Origin of the sequence: Pseudomonas benzenivorans, from assembly GCF_033547155.1 — a bacterium.
Classification (GTDB): Bacteria; Pseudomonadota; Gammaproteobacteria; order Pseudomonadales; family Pseudomonadaceae; genus Aquipseudomonas; species Aquipseudomonas benzenivorans_B.
Map to the genome: position 1 here is coordinate 4,404,482 of NZ_CP137892.1, position 22,974 is coordinate 4,427,455.

Genomic DNA, 22,974 nt, shown 5'->3' on the forward strand with positions numbered 1-22,974 from the left:
CCGTCGCCGAGCACGCGGCCCTGACCGGGGTCGGCGGCAGGCGGCGCATCGCTCGCCCGCCGGCAACCACGGGGCCGCTGACTTCTACCTTAGCCCCTGCACGGCGGTCGTGACGGCGCGCCGATCGCCGCGCGGCGCTACAGACGCTCCAGGCAGCCCGCCAGGTTCTCGCCCAGCTGTTCGAGCAGCCGCTCGTAGGCACCGGCCTCGACCGCCAGGGCGCCGCCCATGGCATCCAGCTCGGCCAGGGTCACCGGCAGGCCGGCGCTCAGGGTGTCGGCCAGACGCGGACGCAGCGGCGGTTCGCTGAATACGCAGCTCGGGCCGGCCTGCGCCAGGCGTGCCCGCATCGCCGCCACGTGACGCGCCCCCGGCTGCACCTCGCCGCCGAGGCTGAACACCCCGGCGTGACGCAGGCCATAGGCCGCCTCGAAGTAATCGTAGGCCTCGTGGAAGACGAAATAGGGCTTGCCGGCGATGCCGCTCAGGCGTGCGCGCAGGCGCCGGTCGAGAGCCGCCAGGCGCGCCTCGAAGGCAGCCAGGTTGGACTTGTAGCGCGGCGCGTTGGCCGGGTCGGCGGCGGCCAGGTCGGCGGCCATGCGCGCGGCGATCACCCGGGCATTGGCCGGCGCCAGCCACAGGTGGGCATCCAGGCTGCCGGGGCGGTGGGCGTGGTCGTGCTCGTCCGCCGCGGCCTCGTGCCCGCCGTGCCCCTCGTGCTCGTCGTGACCGGCGTGGTCCTCATGACCAGAGTGGTCGTCATGGCCAGCGTGATCGTCGTCGCCGAAATGGCGCAGCTGCATGCCGGGCAGGTCCTGCACCGCCACGCTGGGCTTGTCCCGCGCCTCCAGCACCCGCGGCAGGAAGCTCTCCAGATCGGCTCCGACCCAGTACAACAGCTCCACCTCGCGCACCCGGCGCACGTCGGAGGGACGCAACGCATAGTGATGCGGCGAGGCGCCCGGCGGCAACAACACCTCGGGGCTGCCGACGCCATCCTGCACCGCCGCGGCGATCAGCTGCAGCGGCTTGATGGAGGTCAGCAGGCGCACCTCGGCCTGGGCGTTGACACTGAGGAAGAGGGTCGCGAACAGCAGGCTGACGGCGGAAAAAAGACGCGGCACGGCGAATACTCGGGCTGGAAGAAACAGGTAATATAATAACGTCTCTACCGCAAGGCTGTCGCCGCCCATGATCCTCACCCCGCTGGCCTCGCGCCCCCACGACCATTCCCGCTGCGTCAGCCAGGCCCTGGCCGAGGCCGAGAACATCTGCAGTCGCCAGGGCCTGCGCCTGACGACGCTGCGCAAGCGTGTGCTGGAACTGGTCTGGCAGAGCCACAAGCCGCTCGGCGCCTACGACATCCTCGCCGTGCTGAGCGAGGCCGACGGCCGCCGCGCCGCGCCGCCGACCGTCTACCGCGCCCTGGACTTCCTCCTGGAGCACGGCCTGGTGCACCGCATCGCCTCGCTCAATGCCTTCGTCGGCTGCAACCAGCCCGAGCACGCGCACCAGGGCCAGTTCCTCATCTGCCGCCAGTGCCACGCGGCCATCGAGCTGGAACAGACGGCGATCAGCCAGGCCATAGTCGCGGCCGCCGCCGCCGTGGGCTTCAGCGTCGACAGCCAGACCGTGGAAGTGGTCGGCCTGTGCGCCGGCTGCCGGGAGGCGGCATGAGCGAGCCCCTGATCCGCCTGGACGGCGTCGGCGTCAGCTTCGCCGGGCAGAACGTGCTGCAGGACGTGCAGCTGGCCGTCGAGCCGGGGCAGATCGTCACCCTGATCGGCCCCAACGGCGCCGGCAAGACCACCCTGGTGCGCACCGTGCTCGGCCTGCTCAAGCCCGACCGCGGCAACGTCTGGCGCAAGCCGAAACTGCGCATTGGCTACATGCCGCAGAAGCTGCACGTCGACGCCACCTTGCCGCTTTCGGTGCTGCGCTTCCTGCGCCTGGTGCCGGGGGTCGACCGCGCCAGCGCCCAGGCCGCCCTGGCCGAGGTCGGCGCGAGCCAGGTGCTCGACAGCCCGCTGCAGGGCATTTCCGGCGGCGAGCTGCAGCGCGTGCTGCTGGCCCGGGCGCTGCTGCGCAAGCCCGAGCTGCTGGTGCTGGACGAGCCGGTGCAGGGCGTCGATGTCGCCGGGCAGGCCGAGCTGTACCGCCTGATCACCCGCCTGCGCGACCGCCATGGCTGCGGCGTGCTGATGGTCTCCCACGACCTGCACCTGGTGATGAGCACCACCGACCAGGTGGTCTGCCTCAATCGCCACGTGTGCTGCTCCGGCCACCCCGAGCAGGTCAGCTTCGATCCGGCCTTCGTCGAGCTGTTCGGCCAGGATGCCCAGAGCCTGGCGGTCTACCACCACCACCACGATCACCAGCACGACCTGCACGGCGCGGTGATCGAGGCGCGCGGCGGCCTGACGATCCAGGGCCCGCTGAAACCCCATGTCCACGGAGATGGCTGCAACCATGGCTGATTTTCTGCTCAACGCCCTGCTCGCCGGCCTGGCCCTGGCCCTGGTGGCCGGTCCCCTGGGCTCCTTCGTGGTGTGGCGGCGCATGGCCTACTTCGGCGACACCCTGTCCCACGCCGCCCTGCTCGGGGTGGCCCTGGGCCTGATGCTGGACGTCAGCCCGACCCTGGCGGTGACCGTCGGCTGCGTGCTCCTGGCCGTGCTGCTGGTGACCCTGCAGACCCGCCAGCCGCTGGCCTCCGACACCCTGCTGGGCATCCTCGCCCACAGCACCCTGTCCCTCGGCCTGGTGGTGCTGAGCTTTATGCGCGAGGTGCGCATCGACCTGATGAGCTACCTGTTCGGCGACCTGCTGGCCGTCGGCCCGGTCGACCTGGCCTGGATTCTCGCCGGCAGCGCCCTGGTGCTGCTGCTGCTGAGCCTGCTGTGGCGACCGCTGCTGGCCATCACCGTGCACGAGGAACTGGCCCGGGTCGAGGGCCTGCCGGTGGCGGCGATCCGTCTCGCCCTGATGCTGCTGATCGCCGTGGTGATCGCCGTGGCGATGAAGATAGTCGGGGTGCTGCTGATCACCTCGCTGCTGATCATTCCCGCCGCCGCCGCCCAGCGCCATGCCCGCACCCCGGAGCAGATGGCCCTGGGCGCCAGCCTGCTGGGGGTCCTGGCGGTGTGTGGCGGGCTCAGCCTGTCCTGGTTCCAGGACACCCCGGCCGGCCCGTCGATCGTGGTCGCCGCGGCCAGCCTGTTCCTGCTGAGCCTGGCCTGGCCGCGGCGCACGGCCTGAACCCGGCCGCGACACGGTTTGGTGCCTGCCGGTCGGGCGGTGTAGACTTGCGCACTTTTTGCACAACTCGAGACTCTCAGCCATGAAGTCGTTCGCCTCACGTTGCCTGGTCCTGATCGCGGCTGGCTGGCTGCTGACCGCCTGCCAACAGGCTCCGCAAGTCGCCGATATGCCGACCGACGAGTTGGTCAGCGCCTTTCGCCAACTCGACCAGAGCCTGGCGAAAGGCCAGCTGGAAGCCGCCGAAGCCCGGCTCGCGGCCCTGCAACAACGGGCCGACGGCGATACCCGCCTGGAGCAATACCAGCGGCAACTGGCCGAGGCCTACCTGCAGAAAGGCCAGCAGGCCCTGCAGAGTGGCGATCTGGACAGTGCCACCACGGCCCTGAGCCATGCCCGCCGCCTGATGCCCCAGGCCCCGGCCCTGACCACCGGCCTGGACGGCGCCATCGCCCAGGCCCGCGACGCCGAGCTGGATGCCGCCGACCGTGCCCGCAGCGCCGCCGAACAGGCCGCCGCACGGGCCGCGGAGGCGCGCCAGGAACAGGCGCGCCAGCTGCGCCTGGCCGCCGAACGCCAGGCCGCGGCCATCCAGGCGACCGAGTTGCCCAATACACCGAGCGAGTTCGCGCCCCCCCGGGCCCGGCTGATCGACCCCAGCGCCGCCAGCAGCGCGGTACCGCTGCCGATGCTCGACCGGCAGGACAACGAAGGCCTGCGCAACCTGCTCGACCGGGTCGCCGAGGACGTGGTGGCGTTCCGCTGCGCGGTGCGCATCGAGGTGCGCCAGGCCAAGGACTACCAGTGGGTCGCCGCCCTGCTCAACGCCCGGGTCAAGCGCCTGGACCCGGCCTTCAGCCCGCGCCTGACCCAGGTGCTCAAGCCGGGACAGGTGCCGCAGCTGGTGCTCAGCCCGACCCACCGGCCCTAGGCGGCCGCGAGGCAGGACACGGCCGGGCTCGCCCGGCCGTGTGCATTGGCGACGGCGCGGCCCGAGCCCATTCAGTAATGCAATTTCGCTATAAACATAGGTCTACAAAGATTTTCGCGACCTAAACAACCCCCGGTAGACTAGCCGCCCTCTACGGCTCACCCGCCAGCTCGACGAACCCAAAAGGTTTCCCGCGTGATCGAATTCCACTCAGTCCACAAGGCGTACCACGTCGCCGGACGCGCCATCCCGGCCCTGCAGCCGACCGACCTGCACATCGCCCGCGGCGAGGTGTTCGGCATCATCGGCCACTCCGGCGCCGGCAAGAGCACCCTGCTGCGCCTGATCAACCGCCTGGAGGAACCCTCCGGCGGGCGCATCGAGGTCGACGGCCTCGACACCACCGCCCTCGACACCGACGGCCTGCGCCGTTTCCGCCAGCGGGTGGGGATGATCTTCCAGCACTTCAACCTGCTGTCGTCCAAGACCGTCGCCGCCAACGTCGCCCTGCCGCTGAAGCTGGCCGGCGAACTGTCGCGCCGCGACATCGACCAGCGGGTCGCCGCGCTGCTGGCCCGGGTCGGCCTGCAGGACCACGCCGACAAGTACCCGGCGCAGCTGTCCGGCGGCCAGAAGCAGCGGGTCGGCATCGCCCGCGCCCTGGCCACCGAGCCGCAGATCCTGCTGTGCGACGAGGCCACCAGCGCCCTCGACCCGCAGACCACCGCGCAGGTCTTGCAACTGCTGGCCGAGATCAACCGCGAGCTGGGCCTGACCATCGTGCTGATCACCCACGAGATGGACGTGATCCGCCGCGTCTGCGACCGCGTGGCGGTGATGGACGCCGGCCAGATAGTCGAACAGGGGCCGGTGGCCGAGGTCTTTCTGCACCCGCAGCACGCCACCACCCAGCGCTTCGTGCTGGAATCCGAGCACGTCGACGAGAACGAGCAGCGCGACGACTTCGCCCATGTCGCCGGGCGCATCCTGCGCCTGACCTTCCAGGGCGAGGCCACCTACGCGCCGCTGCTCGGCACCGTGGCGCGGGACACCGGGGTCGACTACAGCATCCTGGCCGGGCGCATCGACCGGATCAAAGACACCCCCTACGGCCAGCTGACCCTGGCCCTGACCGGCGGCGACCTGGACGCCGCCATCGCCCGCTTCGAGGCGGCGGACGTGCACCTGGAGGTGCTGCGCTGATGACAGGTGTCTCGATACACAGGCTCCGGCGAAATCCTGGCGACGTCTTTTGCCGCCAGGCCGCGTTGCCACTCCTCGCCATAGCACGCTATGACTCGTCATGGCGCCTTGCCTGGCAACAAAATCCATTCGCCATCCCTTTGCCAAGCCTATGAATCTAGACACCTTGTTTCCCAACGTCGACTGGCTGGAAATCGGGCAGGCCAGCCTGGACACCCTGAGCATGCTCGGCGGCTCGCTGCTGTTCACCGTGCTGCTCGGCCTGCCCCTGGGCGTGCTGCTGTTCCTCACCGGACCGCGCCAGCTGTTCGAGCAGAAGGCGCTGTACGCCGTGCTGTCGCTGCTGGTCAACGTGCTGCGCTCGGTGCCCTTCGTCATCCTGCTGATCCTGATGATCCCGCTCACCGTGCTGGTCACCGGCACCTCCCTGGGGGTGGCCGGCGCCATCCCGCCGCTGGTGGTGGGCGCCACGCCCTTCTTCGCCCGCCTGGTGGAGACCGCCCTGCGCGAAGTGGACCGCGGCATCATCGAGGCGACCCAGGCGATGGGCGCGACCACCCGCCAGATCATCACCAACGCCCTGCTGCCCGAGGCCCTGCCCGGCCTGGTCGCGGCGGTGACCGTCACCGCCATCACCCTGGTGTCCTACACCGCCATGAGCGGCCTGATCGGCGGCGGCGGCCTCGGCGACCTGGCGGTGCGCTACGGCTACCAGCGCTACCAGCCGGACGTGATGCTGGTCACCGTGGTGCTGTTGCTGATCCTCGTGCAGATACTGCAGAGCGCCGGCGACAAGCTGGTGGTGCACTTCTCCAGGAAATAAATAGTTCTCGTAAATCGACAGTCCAGAAAGTAGGGCAGCCAACCGCTGCCGCTCGCCGATCCCACAAGGAGCCCTTCATGAAAAAACTGCTAGTTGCCGCCGCGGCCTTCGCCGCCCTGTCCGCCCAGGCGGAAAGCCTGAGCGTCGCCGCCACCGCGGTGCCTCACGCGGAGATCCTCGAGTTCGTCAAACCGGCCCTGGCCAAGGACGGCGTCGAGCTGGAGATCAAGGTCTTCACCGACTACGTGCAGCCCAACGTGCAGGTGGCCGAGAAGCGCCTGGACGCCAACTTCTTCCAGCACCAGCCCTACCTGGACGAGTTCAACAAGAGCCGCGGCACCGACCTGGTCAGCGTCGCCGGCGTGCACGTCGAGCCCTTCGGCGCCTACTCCAGCAAGCACAAGAGCCTCGACGCGCTGCCCGAGGGCGCCCAGGTGGTGATCCCCAACGACGCCACCAACGGCGGCCGCGCCCTGCTGCTGCTGCAGAAGGCCGGGGTGATCAAGCTGAAAGACGCCGGCAACATCCTCGCCACGCCCAAGGACATCGCCGAGAACCCCAAGGCCATCAAGGTGCGCGAGCTGGAAGCGGCGACCCTGCCGCGGGTGCTGAACCAGGTCGACCTGGCGCTGATCAACACCAACTACGCCCTGGAGGCCAAGCTCAACCCGACCCAGGACGCGCTGGCCATCGAGGGCAGCGACTCGCCCTACGTCAACATCCTGGTGGCCCGCGCCGATAGCAAGGACGGCGTGGCCCTGCAGAAGCTGGCCAAGGCGCTGAACAGCGCCGAGGTGAAGGCCTTCATCGCCGAGAAGTACCAGGGCGCCGTGGTGCCGGCCTTCTAAGCCGGCTGCACCTCCCGCGCCATGCCGAGCCCCGCCCTGTGCGGGGTTCGTCGTTTCTGGGCGGCCATCGCCGCGCCGCAATTTTCCGCAGGGGCCCACGGTTTTTTGAGTTGTCCCTTCCCGCCAGGCCTGGCGCAATGACCGCCCACCCACGGTTGGAGTCCAGGATGCATCAGCCACACCCTCCAGCAGGACGAGCACGACTCTGGCTGAGCGCCTGCGTGATCTTGATCGGCCTCAACCTGCGCCCGTCGATGGCCGCCGTCGGCCCGCTGCTGGCGGAGCTGCGCGGCGAACTGGGCATAAGCTTCGCCAGCGCCGCGCTGCTGACCCTGCTGCCGGTGATGAGCATCGGCCTGGCGATGTTCGTCGGCCTGGATATCGCCCGGCGCTTCGGCGTGCGCCGCTCCATCGGCCTGGCGCTGTTGCTGCTCGGCTCGGCCAGCCTCGCCCGGCTGTTCAGCGTCGGCGTGCTCGACCTGCTGCTCAGCGCCTGCGCGGCCGGCCTGGGCATCGCCCAGATCCAGGCCTTGTTGCCGGCGCTGCTCAAGGCCCGCTACGGCCAGCAGGTGGCCCTGCCGATGGGGCTGTATGTCACCGCCATCATGGCCGGCGCTGCCCTGGCCGCCGGCCTGGCACCGAGCGTAGCCGAGTTCGGCGGCGGCTGGCGCACCGGCCTCGGCATCTGGGCCTGGCTCGCCGCACTGGCGCTGCCGCTGTGGCTGAGCCTGCCGCCAGGGCTGACGCGCCTGGGCGATGCGTCGTGGAACGCCGACGTGCCGCGCCTGCGCTTTTCCCGCTACCCCCGGGCCTGGCTGCTCGCGCTGTTCTTCGGCCTGGGCACCGCCGGCTATACCTGCGTGCTGGCCTGGCTGGCGCCCTACTTCGTCGAACTGGGCTGGCATCGCCAGCAGGCCGGGCTTCTGCTCGCCTTCCTGACTGGCCTGGAAGTGCTCTCGGGACTGCTGTCGCCGTGGCTGGCGAGCCGCAGCAACGACCGCCGCGCCGTGCTCGGTGGCTTGCTGTCGTTGATCTGCGCGGGTCTGCTCGGGCTGGTCCTGGCCCCACTGGCCGCCCCCTGGCTGTGGGCGACCCTGCTGGGGCTGGGCATCGGCGGGTTGTTCCCGCTGAGCCTGATCCTCTGCCTCGACCACCTCGACGACCCGCATCAGGCCGGCGGGCTGACCGCCTGGGTACAGGGCATCGGCTATCTGATCGCCGGCCTCTCGCCCTGGCTGGCAGGACTGCTGCGCGATGCCCTGGGCAGTTTCAGCGCCGCCTGGCTGACCCTGGCGGGGATCATGCTGCTGTTGCTGCTGGCCTCCTGGCGCTTCGCCCCCCGGGACTACGCCAGGCACTTCCTGAATGACGGCGGCCAAACCCTGTCGGTCGGCTAGCAGACGCGCACGTCGAGCTTGCCGCAGCTGCCGCCAGCGGTTCTGATGGGGCCCCCGGCCACAGGAAGCGCCCCATGCTGCTCGCCAACAGTCTGCGCAAGATCGATATCCAGGATCTGCTGGTGTTCCTCGAGATCTGCCAGCGGCGCCACCTCGGCGAGGTGGCCGAGCGTCTCAGCCTCAGCGCGTCGAGTGTCGGCTACAGCCTGAAGAAACTGCGCGCCAGCTTCGCCGACGAGCTGTTCATCGCCACCCGCAGCGGTATGCTGCCCACGCACAAGGCCCAGGCGATACGTCCCCATGCGCTGGCCATGGTCGAGTCGATCAATCGCTGCTACAGCGAAGCCAGCGCCTTCGATCCGCAGCAGGCGCCGCGGACGTTTCGCCTATGCGCGCCCGAGTATTTCGAGTTGCTGATCCTGCCGCCTCTGCTGCGCCGGCTCAGTGCCCACAACTATCCGGTCAACCTGGAGATCCAGCGCCTGGCGGGGGAGATCCCCGCCGATGACCTGACGCAGGGCAGCCTCGATCTCGCCATCGGTTTCGGCCCCCACCTGCACCGCGCCCATCCCGAGCTGGTCGGCCTGGCCCTGTTCAAGGACGAACTGCTGTGCGTGCGCGATGCCGCCGCCCCCGCGATACGCGACCTCCAGGATTTCTGTGAGCGACGCCAGGTATTCCCCACCCCCTGGGACTCGGCGCGCAACATGGTCGATGGCTGGCTGCAGGAGCAAGGCCTTGCGCGCCAGGTGACGGCGCGCACCAACAACTACCTGGCGGCGCTGCAGTTGATCCCGCACAGTCCGCTGCTGCTGATGCTCCCGGGGCGGATCTATGCCCACCTGGCAGACCACCGCACCCTCGCCAGCCCGCTTCCGGGACTGCCGGAGTTCTCCCTGGAGCTGTTCTGGTCCCGCGCCCTGGATCAGGACCCCGCTGCCGTCTGGTTACGCGAGCAGATTCTCTGCGTCTGCGCCGAGCAGGCGCTGATCTAGGAGCAAGCGGCCGCACCCTCGCCGGCCACCTGCGCCCGCAGGCAATCCAGCAGACAGTCCAGCGCCGGCTGGCGCTGCGCCCGGTGCATGACCGCGACCAGCTCGCGGTGGAAGGTCAGCGGCCCCAGTTCGATCACCCGCAGCTGGGTCGGCCGCTGCAGCCACAGGCCGGCACGCGGGATCAGCGACACCCCGAGACCGCACTCGACCATGCGTACGATGGCCTCCAGCTCGTCCAGCTCCAGCGCCTCGCGTACCTCCAGGCGCTGCTCGCGCAGGAACCGGCTGACCCGCCGGCCGCCGAACGAGCTGCGGTCGTAGCGCACGAAAGGTTGCTCGGCGAGCAGGCGCAGCGGCTCGTCGCCCTCGATCCCCAGGGGCGCGATCAACACGAAGGGCTCCCGGGCCAGGCCGACTTGCAGCAGTTCCTTGGGCAACTCGAACGGCGGCCTGATCAGCAGCGCCAGGTCCAGTTCGCCGGCATCCACCTGACTCAGCAACTGCAGGGACACCCCCGGCACCAGCTTCAGCTCGACCCGCGGCGCGGCGGCGCGAAAGCGCGGCAGGGCCTCGGGCAGCAGGCCGGTCTGCACCGTGGCGATGGCGCCGATGCGCAACTCGCCCTGCCACTCGGCCAGGGCCGTGGGCTGCGCCATCTGCCCGTAGAGCGCGAGTATCTGTTCGGCCAGCGGCAGGGCATGCCGGCCGGCGGCGTTGAGCACCGCGGCGCGGCCGCTGCGATCGAACAGGCGCACGCCGAGGTGCTGCTCCAGCACGCGTATCTGCGCGCTGACCGCCGACTGGGTCAGCCCCAGGTGCTGGCCGGCGGCGGCGAAGGTGCCGTGACGCACGACCATCAGGAAGGTTTTCAGCTCGCGCAGCATGGCCGCCTCGATTGATCGATTTTATTTGTTCTCGGGCACAAGGATATTCGCTTTCAATCGATTTAGTCGTTACTAGAATGGAGCGGAAATCGCCCCCAAAGGAACCTCGCCATGCCACTCGCGCCCTTCCACCTGGCCATTCCCGTCTTCGATCTGGCTGCCGCCCGGCACTTCTACGGCGAGCTATTCGGCTGCGCCGAGGGTCGCAGCAGTGCGCAGTGGGTGGATTTCGACTTCTTCGGCCACCAGCTGGTGATCCACCAGGCGCCGAAGATGGCGTATCAGGAGGCGGCACACGGCAACCCGGTGGACGGCCACGAGGTGCCGGTGCCGCATTTCGGTGTGGTGCTGGCCTGGGACGACTGGCAGCGCCTGGCCGATCGCCTGGTCGCCAGGGGTACCCGTTTCGTCATCGAGCCCCATGTGCGTTTCCAGGGCCAGGTCGGCGAGCAGGCCACCCTGTTCCTCCTCGACCCCTGCGGCAACGCCCTGGAGTTCAAGGCGTTCAAGGATATCGGCCAGCTGTTCGCCAAATAGCCGGGCCGGGCAGTCGCGGCGGGCTCAGCCGGCCGGCTTGAGCAACTCGGGCAGCTGCGCGGCGAGTTTGGCGTTCTTCAGCGGCGCGCGGATGAAGCCGCGCTGGGTGCCGTCCGGACCGACAATCACCAGGTTGCCGCTGTGGTTCACCGTGTAGTTTTCCTCGCTGGTGTCGGCCGGGATAAAGGGAATGCTCACCGCGTTGGCCAGCTTCTGGATGGCCTCCAGCTCGCCGGTCAGGCCGATGAACTCGGCATCGAAATAGCCCAGGTACTTCTTCAACTGCTCCGGCGTGTCGCGCTGGGGGTCGACGCTGACCAGTACCACGCGCAGGTTGTCCCTGGCCTCCTCGGGCAGCAGGGTGCGCAGCTGCCGCAGCTCGGCGAGGGTGGCCGGGCAGATGTCCGGGCAGAAGGTGTAGCCGAAGAACAGCAGGCTCCACTGCTTCTCGAGCCGATCGACCCTGAACGCCTGGCCATCCTGGTCGACCAGGCTCAGCTCGGGCAGATCGCGGCTCTGCGGCAGCAGCACGATGCCGGCATCCAGCAACGCGGTGGGGTCGGCCTGGCCCTTGCTGGTCAGCACCTTGTTGACGGTCAGGCCGAGGATCAAGGCGACCACGGCGACGAGGATGAAAACGGTCTTCTGGGTACGGGTCATGACACCAACGTTTACAGGTTGAGCAGCAGGTAGTGATCGGCCAGCAGGGCGATGAACAGCAGGAACAGGTACCAGATACTGTACTTGAAGGTGTTGATCGCCGCGTGCGGCCGGCTGTCACGGTACAACACCCAGGCCCAGTGCAGAAAGCGCAGGCCCAGGCCGACGGCACAGGCCAGGTAGAGCAGGCCGCTCATGTGGATGGCGTAGGGCAGCAGGGTCACCGCGAACATCACGCAGGTATAGAGCAGGATGTGCACCTTGGTGTAGTGCTCGCCATGGGTCACCGGCAGCATGGGGATATCGGCCTTGGCGTACTCGGCCTTGCGGTGGATGGCCAGGGCCCAGAAATGCGGCGGCGTCCAGGCGAAGATGATCAGCACCAGCAGCAAGGGTTCGGCGCTCATGTGCCCGGTCACCGCGACCCAGCCGAGCAGCGGCGGCGCGGCCCCGGCCAGGCCGCCGATGACGATGTTCTGCGGCGTGGCGCGCTTGAGGAAGCCGGTATAGATCACCGCGTAGCCGAGCAGCGAGGCCAGGGTCAGCCAGGCCGCCAGCGGGTTGGTGAAGGCCAGCAGCAGCGCCATGCCCACCACCGCCAGCAGCAGGGCGAAGCTCAGCGCCGCGGCCGGGGAGACGCGGCCTTCGGCCAACGGCCGCTTGTGGGTGCGCGCCATGAGCGAGTCGATGCGCCTGTCCACCACGTGGTTGACCGCCGCCGCCGCGCCCGCGCACAGGCCGATGCCCAGGTTGCCGAACAGCAGCACCTGCCAGGGCACCCCGGCACGGGTGGCGAGGAACATGCCGACCAGGGAGGTGATCAGCATCAGCAGCACCACCCGCGGCTTGGTCAGCTCCAGGTAGTCGCGCCAGCCGGCTTGGGCGTGTTGCTTGCGCAATAGGGTAGCCATCGCTTCTCTCCTCGATCGTTCTTCTTATTCGTTCGGCAGCGCGCTCAGCCCGTGGCTGGGCGGCGGCGGAGCCGTCCGGACACGGGGCGCGGCAGCCGCCAACGGGGCCGGGTGCAGGCGGTAGTTGATCAGCACCAGGCACAGCAGCAGCCCGGCGCCACCGGCGTTGTGCGCCACCGCCACGGCCAGCGGCAGATGCAGCAGCACGTTGCCGATGCCCAGCGCCAGCTGCAGGCCCAGCGCCAGCAGCAGCAGGCCCGCCAGGCGCGGCGCGCCGGCGACACGCAGGCGCCAGGCCAGCAGTAGCAGAGTGAGGCTGACCAGCAGGGCGCCCAGGCGGTGACTCATATGAATGGCCGTGCGCGCATCGCTGTCGAGCTGGCCGCCGAGGTAGTTCGGGCCTATGTGCTGGGTCAGGTGGAAGCCGTTGGCGAAGTCCATGGCCGGCCACCACTGGCCGTGGCAGGTCGGCAGGTCGACGCAGGCGACTGCCGCGTAGTTGCTGCTGACCCAGCCACCGAGGGCGACCTGACCGATCACCAGGGTCAGGGCCAATGTGGCCAGGCCGCGTAATGCCGCGGGCGGCCGTTGTACGGGCGCGGCCGCTCCGGACAGGCGCAGGGTCAGCAGGAACAGCAGGCTGAGGGTGGCGAAACCGCCGAGCAGGTGAGCGGTGACCACCTGCGGCCAGAGCTTGAGGGTCACGGTCCACATGCCGAACGCCGCCTGAATCAGCACCAGGCCGAGCAGCAGCAACGGCAGCCGCAGCGGCTGGCCGGGTTCGTCGCGCCGGCGCAGGGCCTGCACGGCCAAAGCGAGGATCACCAGGCCGAGGCTGCCGGCGAAATAGCGGTGGATCATCTCGTACCAGCCCTTGGCCACCTCCAGCGGCGCCTCGGGAAAGCGCGCCTCGGCCAGGGCCTGGTTCTGCTCGCTCATCGGCACGCCGAGAAAACCGTAGCAACCGGGCCAATCCGGGCAGCCGAGGCCGGCGTGGCTGAGCCGGGTATAGGCCCCGAGCATGACCACCAGCAGGGCCAGCAGGGTGGCGAACAGGGCCAGGGGGTATCCGGGTTTGCGCATGGCGAATCCTTAGCCGATTTGCGAGATCTTCAGCAGATAGCGTAGGTCGTCGAGGATGGCTTTGCCCTTGCTGCGGCTGTCGTAACGCAGCACCAGGTTGCCGTGGGGGTCGACTATCCACAGCTGGGCGCCTGCTCTGCCGCCGGTGGCCTGCCGATAGACCGGCAGCTGCACGCGGTAGCGATCCAGCTGCGGATACTCGCGGCGCAGCCTGGCGTCCAGCTCCGCGTCCAGTCCCTCGCCACTGGCCAGCCCATGAGCGGCCCGCGTGGCGTCGCGATTGAGGCCGATATGGATCTGCCGGGCGAGGAACACCAGTTGCTGGCAGTCCTGCCCGCAGGCGTCGGGGGTGGTCACCAGCAGCTGCCAGCGCCCCTCCTCGGCCGTCACCCCCAGGCCGGCGCGGGTCAGGCCGGTGCCGATCAGCTCGCCGTGGTAGCTGCGCGTCTCCGGCACCCAGAAACGCCACTGGTACATGGCGCTGGCCAGGATCATCGGGCCTATCACCACGGCGAGGATCAGCAGCAGCTGCAGGCGGCCGCGCCAGCGGCGGCCAGTCTTGGCGTCAGGCAGGGCGATGGCTGGGTTCATGGCGAGTCTCCCGCGCGTTATGCAGACCGAAATAGATGAACAGGCCGAGCAGGGCCGCCGCCAGGGCGAACCATTGCACGGCATAGCCCAGGTGCTTGTCCGGGCTCATGGCGACCACCGGCCAGTCGGCCTGAAAGGCCGCCGGGCCTGGCTCCAGGCGCAGCTCATAGCGCAGGCCGGCGCGTCCCAGGCGTTGCCACAGGGCCTCGGGCTCGACCTGGGTGATCAGCTGCGGCCAGCCCGACGGCCCCTGCCCACGACCAAGCTGGAAAGGCTCGCCCGGCGGCACATAGGCCCAGGCAGTCAGGCTCAGCCTGTCTTCGGGGGTGCTGAAAGCGGGTGCGACGCGGCGGTCCGGCCAGGGCAGCCAGCCGCGGTTGAGCAGCAGCCACAGGCCGCTGGGCTGGTCGTAGAAGGGTTGCAGCACCTCCACCCCGGCCCGGCCGTCGCGGGTGCGGTTATCCAGCAGCAGGATGTGCTGCGCATCGAAGCGTCCGTTCAGGCGGACCCGGGTATAGGCCCAGTCTGCCCGGCGCTCCAACTGGTTTACCTCGATGGGTACGGCGAGCCGGCGAGCCTGATGCACGGCCAGCAGCTCGCGCTTCTGCTCGGCTCGCGTCAGCTGCCAAAAGCCCAATCCCAGCAGCGACGGTAACAGTGCCAGGACCAGCAGGCTGGGCAGCAGGCCGGGGCGAAAGGCGCTCATGGCCGCCCCGCAAATGTACCGATCAAGCTGGGTATACTGCCTCTACCGCGCATTGCCCTTCCCCGGAGTTCCCTATGCTCAAGGTCGCGATCGTCATCCTGCTGCTGGCCACCCTGGTCAGCCTGTTCAGCGGCCTGTTCTTCCTGGTCAAGGACGAGGGGCGCAGTTCGCGCCTGGTCAACGCCCTGACCGTACGGGTGACGCTCACCGCGCTGACAATCGGCCTGATCGCCTGGGGCTTCTACAGCGGCCAGTTGGGCTCCCAGGTCTCCTGGTAGCCGGTTCACAGCACATAGACGAAGGTGAACAGGCCGATCCACACCACGTCGACGAAGTGCCAGTACCAGGCGGCCGCCTCGAAGCCGAAGTGCTGGTCGGGGCTGAAATGCCCGCGCAGGATGCGCACCAGCATGATCGTCAGCATCAGGGCCCCCAGGGTCACATGGGCACCGTGGAAGCCGGTGAGCATGAAGAAGGTCGCGCCGTAGATGCCCGAGCCCAGGGTCAGACCCAGCTCGGTGTAGGCATGGATGTACTCCTCGGCCTGGAACACCAGAAAGGCCGCGCCGAGCAGGATGGTCAGCGCCAGCCACAGCTTCAGCGGCTTGCGCTGGTTCTTACGCAGGGCGTGGTGGGCGAAGGTCAGGGTGAAGCTGGAGGTGACCAGCAGCACGGTGTTGAGCAGCGGCAGCTGCCAGGGGCTGATGATGTCGCTGGGCGCGGGATAGAGCTTGGGGTCCGGATTGTTGAGCAGCGGCCAGCTGTACTCGAAACCCGGCCACAGCATGTTGGCGATGCCCTTGTCGCCCTCGCCGCCTAGCCAGGGCCCGGCGAAGGTGCGCACATAGAACAGCACGCCGAAGAAGGCGGCGAAGAACATCACCTCGGAGAAGATGAACCAGCTCATGCCCCAGCGGAAGGAGCGGTCCATCTGCGCGCTGTAAAGGCCGGCGCGGCTCTCCTTGATCACGTTGCCGAACCAGCCGAACAGCATATAGGCCAGGAACAGACTGCCGATGAAGAAGATCAGCGGGCCGTTGGAGTCCGCTCGCTCGGCCTTGAGGTCGTTGAACCAGGTGCCGACACCATAGACGGTGATCAGCAGGCCGAGGGTGGCGATGATCGGCCACTTGCTCTGGGCCGGAACGTAGTACTGCTCGTGACTCGACATTGTTGTGCTCCTTATGGAGTCGCCCGGACAAGGGTCGCCTGGGCGACAGGCGATTTACGCGCAGTGATATCGAACAGGGTGTAGGCCAAAGTCAGGTGCTTGACGTCCTCGGGCAGGTCCCGATCGACGATGAAACGCACCGGCATCTCGATGCGCTCGCCGGGCTGCAGCACCTGCTGGGTGAAGCAGAAGCACTCGGTCTTGTGGAAATAGGCCGCCGCCTTGGACGGCGCCACACTGGGTACGGCCTGGGCGGTCATGGGCCGGTCGGTGGGGTTGTGGGCGACGAAGCGCATCTCGTTGCTCGCTCCTGGGTGCACCGTGATCTCATCGGCCAGCGGGCGGAACTCCCAGGACATGCCGGCGGCGTTGGTGGCAAGGAACTGCAGGCGCACCTGGCGCCGCTCGTCCACCACCTGGGCGCCCTGGTAGGCGCCGGCGGTCTTGCCGTTGATGCCGAAGGCCTGGCACATGACGTCGTAGATCGGCACCAGGGCGAAGCCGAAGCCGAACATGGCCAGCACCACCAGCAGCAGGCGCTGGACCAGGCGACGGGTTCCCATGGCTTCGCTCATGCGCCTGCTCCTACTTCACGTCCGGCGGGGTCTGGAAGGTGTGATAGGGCGCCGGCGACGGCACGCTCCACTCCAGCCCCTCGGCGCCATCCCAGGGCTTGGCCGCCGCCGGTGCGCCGCTTCTGATGCACTTGATGACGATGAACAGGAACAGCAACTGGGTCGCGCCGAACATGAAGGCGCCGATCGAGGAGACCATGTTGAAGTTGGCGAACATCATGTTGTAGTCGGGAATGCGCCGCGGCATGCCGGCCAGGCCGACGAAGTGCATGGGGAAGAACGCCAGGTTCATGCCGATGAAGCTCATCCAGAAGTGCAGCTTGCCGAGGGTCTCGTCGTACAGGCGCCCGGTCCACTTGGGCAACCAGTAGTAGACCGAGGCGAAGATGCCGAAGATCGCCCCGGGCACCAGCACGTAGTGGAAGTGCGCCACCACGAAGTAGGTGTCGTGGTACTGGAAGTCCGCCGGGGCGATGGCCAGCATCAGTCCGGAGAAGCCGCCGATGGTGAAGAGGATGACGAAGGCCACCGAGAACAGCATCGGCGTCTCGAAGGTCATCGCGCCCTGCCACATGGTGCTGGCCCAGTTGAACACCTTCACCCCCGTGGGCACGGCGATCAGCATGGTGGCGTACATGAAGAACAGCTCGCCGGTCAGCGGGATGCCCACGGTGAACATGTGGTGGGCCCAGACGATGAACGAGAGGAAGGCGATGGACGCCGTGGCGTAGACCATCGAGGTGTAACCGAACAGCGGCTTGCGGGCGAAGGCCGGGATGATCGAGCTGACCGCGCCGAAGGCCGGCAGGATCATGATGTACACCTCCGGATGGCCGAAGAACCAGAACACATGCTGGAACAGCACCGGGTCGCCGCCGCCGGCGGCGCTGAAGAAACTGGTGCCGAAGTGCACGTCCATCAGCATCATGGTCACGCAGCCGGCCAGCACCGGCATCACCGCGATCAGCAGGAAGGCGGTGATCAGCCAGGTCCAGACGAACAGCGGCATCTTCATCAGGGTCATGCCGGGGGCGCGCAGGTTGAGGATGGTGGCGACCACGTTGATCGCCCCCATGATCGAGCTGATGCCCATCAGGTGGATGGCGAAGATGAAGTAGGTGACGCTCTCCGGTGCATAGGTGGTGGACAGCGGCGCGTAGAAGGTCCAGCCGAAGTTGGGCCCGCCGCCGGCGCTGAACAGGGTGCTGACCAGCAGGCCGAAGGCCGCCGGCAGCAGCCAGAAGCTGAAGTTGTTCATCCGCGGCAGGGCCATGTCCGGCGCGCCGATCATCAGCGGGATCATCCAGTTGGCCAGGCCGACGAAGGCCGGCATCACCGCGCCGAAGACCATGATCAGGCCGTGCATGGTGGTCATCTGGTTGAAGAACTCCGGCTGCACGATCTGCAGGCCCGGCTGGAACAGCTCGGCGCGGATCACCATGGCCATGGACCCGCCCAGCAGGAACATGGCGAAGCTGAACCACAGGTACATGGTGCCGATGTCCTTGTGGTTGGTGGTCAGCACCCAGCGCATCAGGCCCTTGGCCGGGCCGTGGTGGTGGTCATGCGCGGCATGACCCTGGTCGATCACTGCACTCATGTCCTTACTCCTGAGCCTGCTTGAACGCGACGATGTCCTGCGGGGTGACCATGTCACCGACCTTGTTGCCCCAGGCATTGCGCTCGTAGGTGATGATGGCGGCGAGATCGACTTCCGACAGTTGCTTGCCGAAGGCGGCCATGGCGGTGCCCGGCTTGCCGTTGACCACTATGCCGATATGGCCGTCGGCGGGGCCGGTGGCGATGGCCGAGCCCTTGAGGGCCGGGAACATCGGCGGCAGACCCTCGCCGCTGGCCTGGTGACAGGCCGCGCAACTGGTGGCGTAGGCCTTCTCGCCGCGGGCCATCAGCTCCTCGAGGGTCCACTGCTTGCTGGTCAGCTCCTTCTCCGCGGCGGCGGCCTGCTGGCGCTCGGCCAGCCAGGCGGCGAAGTCCTCCTTGGACTTGGCCTCGACCACCACCGGCATGAAGCCGTGATCCTTGCCGCACAACTCGGTGCACTGGCCGCGATAGATGCCGGGCTCGTCGATGCGCGTCCAGGACTCGTTGACGAAGCCGGGGATGGCGTCCTTCTTCACCGCCAGCGCCGGCACCCACCAGGAGTGGATGACGTCGGCCGAGGTGATGAGGAAGCGCACCTTGCTGCCGACCGGCACCACCAGCGGCTCGTCGACCTCCAGCAGGTAGTGCGGGCCCTTCGCGGCCTGGTTGTTGATCTGCTCGGCCGGCGTGGTCAGGTTGCTGAAGAACTCCACGTCCTGGCCCAGGTACTTGTAGTGCCATTTCCACTGGTAGCCGGTGACCTGGACATCCAGCTCGGACTCGCTGCTGTCGTAGATATCGATCAGGGTCTTGGTCGCCGGAATGGCCATCAGCACCAGGATCACCAGCGGTACCACGGTCCAGAGAATCTCCACCGTGGTGCTCTCGTGGAAGTGCGCGGGCTTCTGTCCCGCGGCACGGCGGTGCACCAGCATCGACCAGAACATGGCGCCGAACACCAGCACGCCGATGACGACGCAGATCCAGAAGATGGTCATGTGCAGATCGAAGACTGAGCGGCTGACCTCGGTGGCACCGGGCGCTATGTTCACGCCCCACTCGGCCTGCGCCGAGCCCATCGCCAACCACAGCAGGAGGCCCATCCAGACTCGTGGATGTCGCATCATTGCGGGTTCCCCTTATGGTTCTTGTTATCCCGCCGGCAAAGCCTGCGGCAAAGGGATCGACTGCCATAACTGCTGGCGACCACTGTCGAAACCTCTCCGTGCCGAAGCCCGTCCGGTTCCATCAGATACAGCCTTTCGGGTTCGAGTATAGACGGCGACTTCTAGCTCGCAACGCGCCGAGGAAAATGTCCGAAGCCTCGTGCTAAACGCCACGGGCGGCCAATGGCCGGGCGCAATCGGCCCCGAGCGGATATAGCTCGCTCGCATAAGGATTAAAAAATTATGACAATTGCATCTGAGCTGCCGCTTCCGGCCAGCTAAGGTTCACGTCCATGTCCTCACATCAGGAGCAGTCATGAACACAGCCGCCTTGCGCGACCTGATACAACGCGCCCACCAGCACGAAGCCGCCAGCGGCCAGCTGGCACGTCAGCTGCAAGCCCAACTCGACCGTCTGCACCCCTCCATTCGCCTGCCGAGCCAGGATGCCCTGGGCGTTCTCACGCGCTTCGTGGCGGCCTATATCGAGCAGGTGCCGGACGTGCTGGACGCCGCCCAACAGGTGGCCCGCGAAGCCGGTATCGAGGAGCGGATCAAGCCGGTGCTGAAGGTCGCCGAAGAGTTCTTCCTGCAGCCGCCGGCGCTGATGCAGGGGCACGAGGGCCTCGACGGCCTGCTGGACGAGGCCTACCTGGCCCATCGCCTGGTCGAGGAGGTCAACGACCGCTATAGCGCCCACCTGGGCCGGCCGCTGATTCCGCTGGATACCACGGTGGCCAACCTGATCGCCCACCAGCTGATCGGCGAGCCCTTCGCCAACCAGCTGGACGAAGCCGTGCACCATGCCGTGGAGGGCATGCTCGACGCGGACAGTTTCAGCCAGACCTCGGTGCGCGCCTACCGCGAGCGCCTGAGCGACCCGCAGACCGAGGCGGCCTGGCAGCGCTGGCCCTGCCTGTCCGGGCAACTGGGCGTCGAGCTGGTGCTGGACCCCTCCCGCGCCGCCAGCTGACCTCCGCCAAGCACGCCGCCGCAGTTCAGCCCTGGGGGTAACGGGCGCGCGGCGTGGCCATCGGCAGGGGTCCATCGTCGATCGGGCGGAACTCGCCCTGCTCGGCATCGTAGGCGCGGATCGCGCAGGTCTCGATGTCATAGACCCAGCCGTGAATGAACAGCTGACCGCTGGCCAGCTTGGCCGCCACCGAGGGGTGGGTGGACAGGTGGTTGAGCTGGGCCACCACGTTCTCCTCGGTGAGGATGCCGAGGGTCTCATGGCCATCGCAGCCGCAGTTCTCCTCGACCACCCGCAACGCCACCTCACTGTGGCGCAACCAGGCCTTGACCGTCGGCATGCGCTCCAGACTCTCGGGCGCCAGCACCGCCTTCATCGCGCCACAGTCGGAGTGGCCGCAGACGATGATGTGCTGCACGCCCAGCGCCAGCACGGCGTACTCGATGGCGGTGGAAACCCCGCCCAGGAGCTGGCCGTAGGGCGGCACCACGTTGCCGACGTTGCGGCTGACGAACAGGTCGCCCGGGGCGCTCTGGGTGATCAGCTCGGGAACGATGCGCGAGTCGGCGCAGGTGATGAACATGGCACGCGGGTTCTGCGCGGTGGCCAGTGCCTTGAACAGCTCCTGCTGCTGCGGAAAGACCTCGTGGCGGAAGCGCTTGAAACCGCCGACTATGGCATTCAGCGCCTCGTCGGCGCTCTCCGGCGCGGTACGTGCTTTCAAGGGAATGGCGTTGTGCTTGTAGGGCATTGCAGCTACCTCCTGCGGAAACGGTCGCGCGGTGGCGAAGGTGACAACTATTCAGTCTGCCATGCGGACAGTCGCCAGCCTCGACGAGTCACAATTTACAGCAATGCCAGCTGACCGCCCGGCGGGCAGAAGCGCGAGCAATCCAGCTCGAAACCTTCCCGGCGCTGCAGGCCGAGGCGCTTGCTGGCCACGGCGAAGCGCCGCGCCAGTAATTCGGCGAAGGCCCCCTCGCCACGAAAGCGCGTAACGAAGCGGCTGTCGTACAGGGCCCCGCCGCGGCTCTGGCGCACCAGGCTGAGGACGTGCTCGGCACGCTGCGGATAATGTGCCAGCAGCCACTCCTCGAACAGCGGCGCAACCTCCCGCGGCAAGCGCAGGAACATATAGGCGGCGCTCTGCGCCCCAGCGTCCCCGGCAGCCTCGAGCAGACGCTCGAGTTCCATGTCGTTGATCATCGGAATCATCGGCGAGCAGAGCACCCCCACCGGAATGCCGTGATCGCGCAGTACGCGGATCGCCCGCAGGCGCGCCGCCGGGGCCGCCGCACGCGGCTCCATGATGCGTTTGAGTTCGTCGTCCAGGGTGGTCAGGCTGATCATCACCGCCACCAGGCGCTGGCGCGCCAACTCCGCGAGCAGGTCGAGGTCGCGCAGGATCAGCGCGCCCTTGGTGACGATGGTCACGGGGTGGCGGTAGTCCAGCAGTACCTGCAGGGTGCGCCGGGTCAGCCGCTGCTGGCGTTCGATCGGCTGGTAGGGGTCGGTGTTGGAGCCCAGGTTGATCGGCGCGCAGACATAGCCGGGCCGGCTCAGCTGCTGCTCGAGCAACGCCGGCGCGTTGGTCTTGGCGATCAGCCGGGTCTCGAAGTCGAGGCCCGGCGACAGATCCCAATAGGCGTGACTGGGCCGCGCGTAGCAGTAGATGCAGCCGTGCTCGCAGCCACGGTAGGGGTTGAGCGAGCGGTCGAACGGCAGGTCCGGCGACTGGTTGCGGGTGATGATGCTCTTGGCGGTTTCCGCGCGCACCTCGGTGGCGCGGCTGGGCGGCACCTCCTGGAACCAGCCGTCGTCCTCGGCCACCGCGCGGGCCGGCGCGAAGCGGTTGTGCGGATTGCTGGCGGTGCCGCGACCGCGGGGCGGGAGGGATGCAGGCATGGCGGGGCTCCATTAACTGTATTTATATACAGTATATGCAGCTTTTCCCGCCACTGTACGCCTTCCGCCGGATGGCGCTCTCAATCCTCTGCGGCGCAGCGCTCCAGCGCGTCGATGTCGGCGGCCATGATGGCGGCGAGGTGACGACCGATCTTTTCCACCGGCCAGTCCCACCAGGCGACCTGCAGCAGGCGCGCGACCACCTCGTCGGCGAAACGCCGCTTCAGCGGCGCGGCCGGGTTGCCGCCGACTATGCAGTAGGGCGGCACGTCGCGGGTGACCACCGAGCGCGAGGAGACGATGGCGCCGTGGCCGATCTGCACACCCGGCATGATCAGGCTGTCGTAGCCGATCCACACGTCGTGGCCGATCCGCGTGTCGCCCTTGTAGGGGAATTCGTCCGCCGCCGGCGCGTGGCGCTCCCAGCCACCGCCGAAGATCTGGAAGGGGTAGGTGGAGAAGCCGGAGAGCTTGTGGTTGGCGCCATTCATGATGAACTTGACCCCGCGGGCCAGGGCGCAGAACTTGCCGATCACCAGACGATCGCCGATGAAGGGGAAGAGGTAGAGCACGTTGCGCTCGAAGTTCTCGGCACCGTCCGGGTCGTCGTAGTAGCTGTAGTCGCCGATCTCGATCTGCGGGTTGCTCACCACATTCTTGATGAAGCAGACCTGGGGAAACCCGGCCATGGGGAAGGGATTACGCGGATCGGGTCCCTGCATGCACAACCTCCTGCTGTTCACTGTCCGGCCACG

26 protein-coding genes are annotated in these 22,974 nt (G+C 67.9%); 12 read left to right on the forward strand and 14 right to left on the reverse strand.

The window, feature by feature from the left end; translation table 11 throughout:
- Window positions 1–137 precede the first annotated feature (137 nt).
- Entirely contained in the window at window positions 138–1,124 is a 987-nt protein-coding gene (gene znuA / locus SBP02_RS20325; protein WP_318646390.1) for a zinc ABC transporter substrate-binding protein ZnuA, read from the reverse strand.
- A 67-nt stretch (window positions 1,125–1,191) separates the two neighbouring features.
- Between znuA and zur the strand changes: the two genes are divergently transcribed.
- From zur to SBP02_RS20370, 9 genes are all read left to right on the forward strand, one after another.
- Window positions 1,192–1,677: a zinc uptake transcriptional repressor Zur gene (gene zur, locus SBP02_RS20330; RefSeq protein WP_318644208.1), complete on the forward strand. Its 486-nt coding sequence runs from the start codon at window positions 1,192–1,194 to the stop codon at window positions 1,675–1,677.
- On the forward strand, window positions 1,674–2,477 hold the full coding sequence (znuC, locus tag SBP02_RS20335) for a zinc ABC transporter ATP-binding protein ZnuC (protein WP_318644209.1): 804 nt from the start codon (window positions 1,674–1,676) through the stop codon (window positions 2,475–2,477). The genes zur and znuC overlap by 4 nt, the downstream gene beginning before the upstream one ends.
- The gene (gene znuB, locus SBP02_RS20340) at window positions 2,470–3,258 is read left to right on the forward strand and encodes a zinc ABC transporter permease subunit ZnuB (protein ID WP_318644210.1); all 789 of its coding nucleotides are present in this window, start codon (window positions 2,470–2,472) and stop codon (window positions 3,256–3,258) included. The genes znuC and znuB overlap by 8 nt, the downstream gene beginning before the upstream one ends.
- Window positions 3,259–3,340: 82 nt before the next feature.
- Window positions 3,341–4,189: a PA5502 family lipoprotein gene (locus tag SBP02_RS20345; RefSeq protein WP_318644211.1), complete on the forward strand. Its 849-nt coding sequence runs from the start codon at window positions 3,341–3,343 to the stop codon at window positions 4,187–4,189.
- A gap of 195 nt (window positions 4,190–4,384) precedes the next feature.
- The gene (locus SBP02_RS20350; protein ID WP_318644212.1) at window positions 4,385–5,392 is read left to right on the forward strand and encodes a methionine ABC transporter ATP-binding protein; all 1,008 of its coding nucleotides are present in this window, start codon (window positions 4,385–4,387) and stop codon (window positions 5,390–5,392) included.
- A 151-nt stretch (window positions 5,393–5,543) separates the two neighbouring features.
- Window positions 5,544–6,215 (forward strand): methionine ABC transporter permease, encoded by a 672-nt coding sequence (locus SBP02_RS20355; protein WP_318644213.1) that lies wholly within the window; start codon window positions 5,544–5,546, stop codon window positions 6,213–6,215.
- Between the two features lie 77 nt (window positions 6,216–6,292).
- The gene (locus tag SBP02_RS20360) at window positions 6,293–7,063 is read left to right on the forward strand and encodes a MetQ/NlpA family ABC transporter substrate-binding protein (RefSeq protein WP_318644214.1); all 771 of its coding nucleotides are present in this window, start codon (window positions 6,293–6,295) and stop codon (window positions 7,061–7,063) included.
- 167 nt (window positions 7,064–7,230) lie between these two features.
- Window positions 7,231–8,460, forward strand: coding sequence for a cyanate transporter (locus SBP02_RS20365; RefSeq protein WP_318644215.1), 1,230 nt, complete (start codon window positions 7,231–7,233; stop codon window positions 8,458–8,460).
- A 74-nt stretch (window positions 8,461–8,534) separates the two neighbouring features.
- Window positions 8,535–9,455: a LysR family transcriptional regulator gene (locus SBP02_RS20370; protein ID WP_318644216.1), complete on the forward strand. Its 921-nt coding sequence runs from the start codon at window positions 8,535–8,537 to the stop codon at window positions 9,453–9,455.
- On the opposite strand, the gene SBP02_RS20375 is transcribed toward SBP02_RS20370, so the two are convergent.
- Complete coding sequence (locus SBP02_RS20375) at window positions 9,452–10,339, reverse strand: LysR family transcriptional regulator (RefSeq protein WP_318644217.1); 888 nt, start codon at window positions 10,337–10,339, stop codon at window positions 9,452–9,454. The two genes, SBP02_RS20370 and SBP02_RS20375, sit on opposite strands and share 4 nt — an antisense overlap.
- Before the next feature lie 111 nt (window positions 10,340–10,450).
- Here SBP02_RS20375 and SBP02_RS20380 point away from each other — a divergent pair, with 111 nt between their 5' ends.
- Window positions 10,451–10,876: a VOC family protein gene (locus tag SBP02_RS20380; RefSeq protein ID WP_318644218.1), complete on the forward strand. Its 426-nt coding sequence runs from the start codon at window positions 10,451–10,453 to the stop codon at window positions 10,874–10,876.
- 24 nt (window positions 10,877–10,900) lie between these two features.
- On the opposite strand, the gene SBP02_RS20385 is transcribed toward SBP02_RS20380, so the two are convergent.
- Genes SBP02_RS20385 through SBP02_RS20405 form a run of 5 tightly spaced genes read right to left on the reverse strand, consistent with a single transcriptional unit; the run spans window position 10,901 to window position 14,827 of the window.
- The gene (locus SBP02_RS20385; protein WP_318644219.1) at window positions 10,901–11,536 is read right to left on the reverse strand and encodes an SCO family protein; all 636 of its coding nucleotides are present in this window, start codon (window positions 11,534–11,536) and stop codon (window positions 10,901–10,903) included.
- Window positions 11,537–11,547: 11 nt separating this feature from the next.
- On the reverse strand, window positions 11,548–12,447 hold the full coding sequence (gene cyoE, locus SBP02_RS20390) for a heme o synthase (protein ID WP_318644220.1): 900 nt from the start codon (window positions 12,445–12,447) through the stop codon (window positions 11,548–11,550).
- Between the two features lie 24 nt (window positions 12,448–12,471).
- A complete protein-coding gene (locus tag SBP02_RS20395) occupies window positions 12,472–13,530 on the reverse strand; it encodes a COX15/CtaA family protein (protein ID WP_318644221.1) in 1,059 nt (352 codons plus the stop codon).
- A 9-nt stretch (window positions 13,531–13,539) separates the two neighbouring features.
- A complete protein-coding gene (locus SBP02_RS20400) occupies window positions 13,540–14,121 on the reverse strand; it encodes a hypothetical protein (RefSeq protein WP_318644222.1) in 582 nt (193 codons plus the stop codon).
- Window positions 14,096–14,827 carry an SURF1 family protein gene (locus SBP02_RS20405; protein ID WP_318644223.1) on the reverse strand — a complete coding sequence of 244 codons (732 nt, stop codon included), beginning with the start codon at window positions 14,825–14,827 and terminating at the stop codon, window positions 14,096–14,098. The genes SBP02_RS20400 and SBP02_RS20405 overlap by 26 nt, the downstream gene beginning before the upstream one ends.
- 74 nt (window positions 14,828–14,901) lie before the next feature.
- Here SBP02_RS20405 and SBP02_RS20410 point away from each other — a divergent pair, with 74 nt between their 5' ends.
- Complete coding sequence (locus SBP02_RS20410; protein WP_318644224.1) at window positions 14,902–15,105, forward strand: twin transmembrane helix small protein; 204 nt, start codon at window positions 14,902–14,904, stop codon at window positions 15,103–15,105.
- A gap of 5 nt (window positions 15,106–15,110) precedes the next feature.
- On the opposite strand, the gene SBP02_RS20415 is transcribed toward SBP02_RS20410, so the two are convergent.
- From SBP02_RS20415 to coxB, 4 genes are read right to left on the reverse strand one after another with little or no spacing between them, the layout of a single operon-like run.
- Window positions 15,111–15,998: a cytochrome c oxidase subunit 3 gene (locus SBP02_RS20415; protein ID WP_318644225.1), complete on the reverse strand. Its 888-nt coding sequence runs from the start codon at window positions 15,996–15,998 to the stop codon at window positions 15,111–15,113.
- An 11-nt stretch (window positions 15,999–16,009) separates the two neighbouring features.
- A complete protein-coding gene (locus SBP02_RS20420; RefSeq protein ID WP_318644226.1) occupies window positions 16,010–16,573 on the reverse strand; it encodes a cytochrome c oxidase assembly protein in 564 nt (187 codons plus the stop codon).
- 10 nt (window positions 16,574–16,583) lie between these two features.
- A complete protein-coding gene (gene ctaD / locus SBP02_RS20425; RefSeq protein ID WP_318644227.1) occupies window positions 16,584–18,173 on the reverse strand; it encodes a cytochrome c oxidase subunit I in 1,590 nt (529 codons plus the stop codon).
- A gap of 4 nt (window positions 18,174–18,177) precedes the next feature.
- Window positions 18,178–19,302 carry a cytochrome c oxidase subunit II gene (gene coxB, locus SBP02_RS20430; RefSeq protein WP_318644228.1) on the reverse strand — a complete coding sequence of 375 codons (1,125 nt, stop codon included), beginning with the start codon at window positions 19,300–19,302 and terminating at the stop codon, window positions 18,178–18,180.
- 355 nt (window positions 19,303–19,657) lie between these two features.
- Here coxB and SBP02_RS20435 point away from each other — a divergent pair, with 355 nt between their 5' ends.
- Window positions 19,658–20,314 (forward strand): hypothetical protein, encoded by a 657-nt coding sequence (locus tag SBP02_RS20435; RefSeq protein ID WP_318644229.1) that lies wholly within the window; start codon window positions 19,658–19,660, stop codon window positions 20,312–20,314.
- Between the two features lie 25 nt (window positions 20,315–20,339).
- Here the strand turns inward: SBP02_RS20435 and SBP02_RS20440 are convergent, their stop codons facing one another.
- The 3 genes from SBP02_RS20440 to SBP02_RS20450 all read right to left on the reverse strand — a co-directional run bounded on the left by SBP02_RS20440 (window position 20,340) and on the right by SBP02_RS20450 (window position 22,941).
- A complete protein-coding gene (locus tag SBP02_RS20440) occupies window positions 20,340–21,065 on the reverse strand; it encodes a carbonic anhydrase (RefSeq protein WP_318644230.1) in 726 nt (241 codons plus the stop codon).
- 95 nt (window positions 21,066–21,160) lie between these two features.
- Window positions 21,161–22,219, reverse strand: coding sequence for a PA0069 family radical SAM protein (locus tag SBP02_RS20445; RefSeq protein WP_318644231.1), 1,059 nt, complete (start codon window positions 22,217–22,219; stop codon window positions 21,161–21,163).
- 80 nt (window positions 22,220–22,299) lie between these two features.
- Window positions 22,300–22,941, reverse strand: a complete 642-nt coding sequence (locus tag SBP02_RS20450) for a Vat family streptogramin A O-acetyltransferase (protein WP_318644232.1) — start codon at window positions 22,939–22,941, stop codon at window positions 22,300–22,302.
- Window positions 22,942–22,974 lie beyond the last annotated feature (33 nt).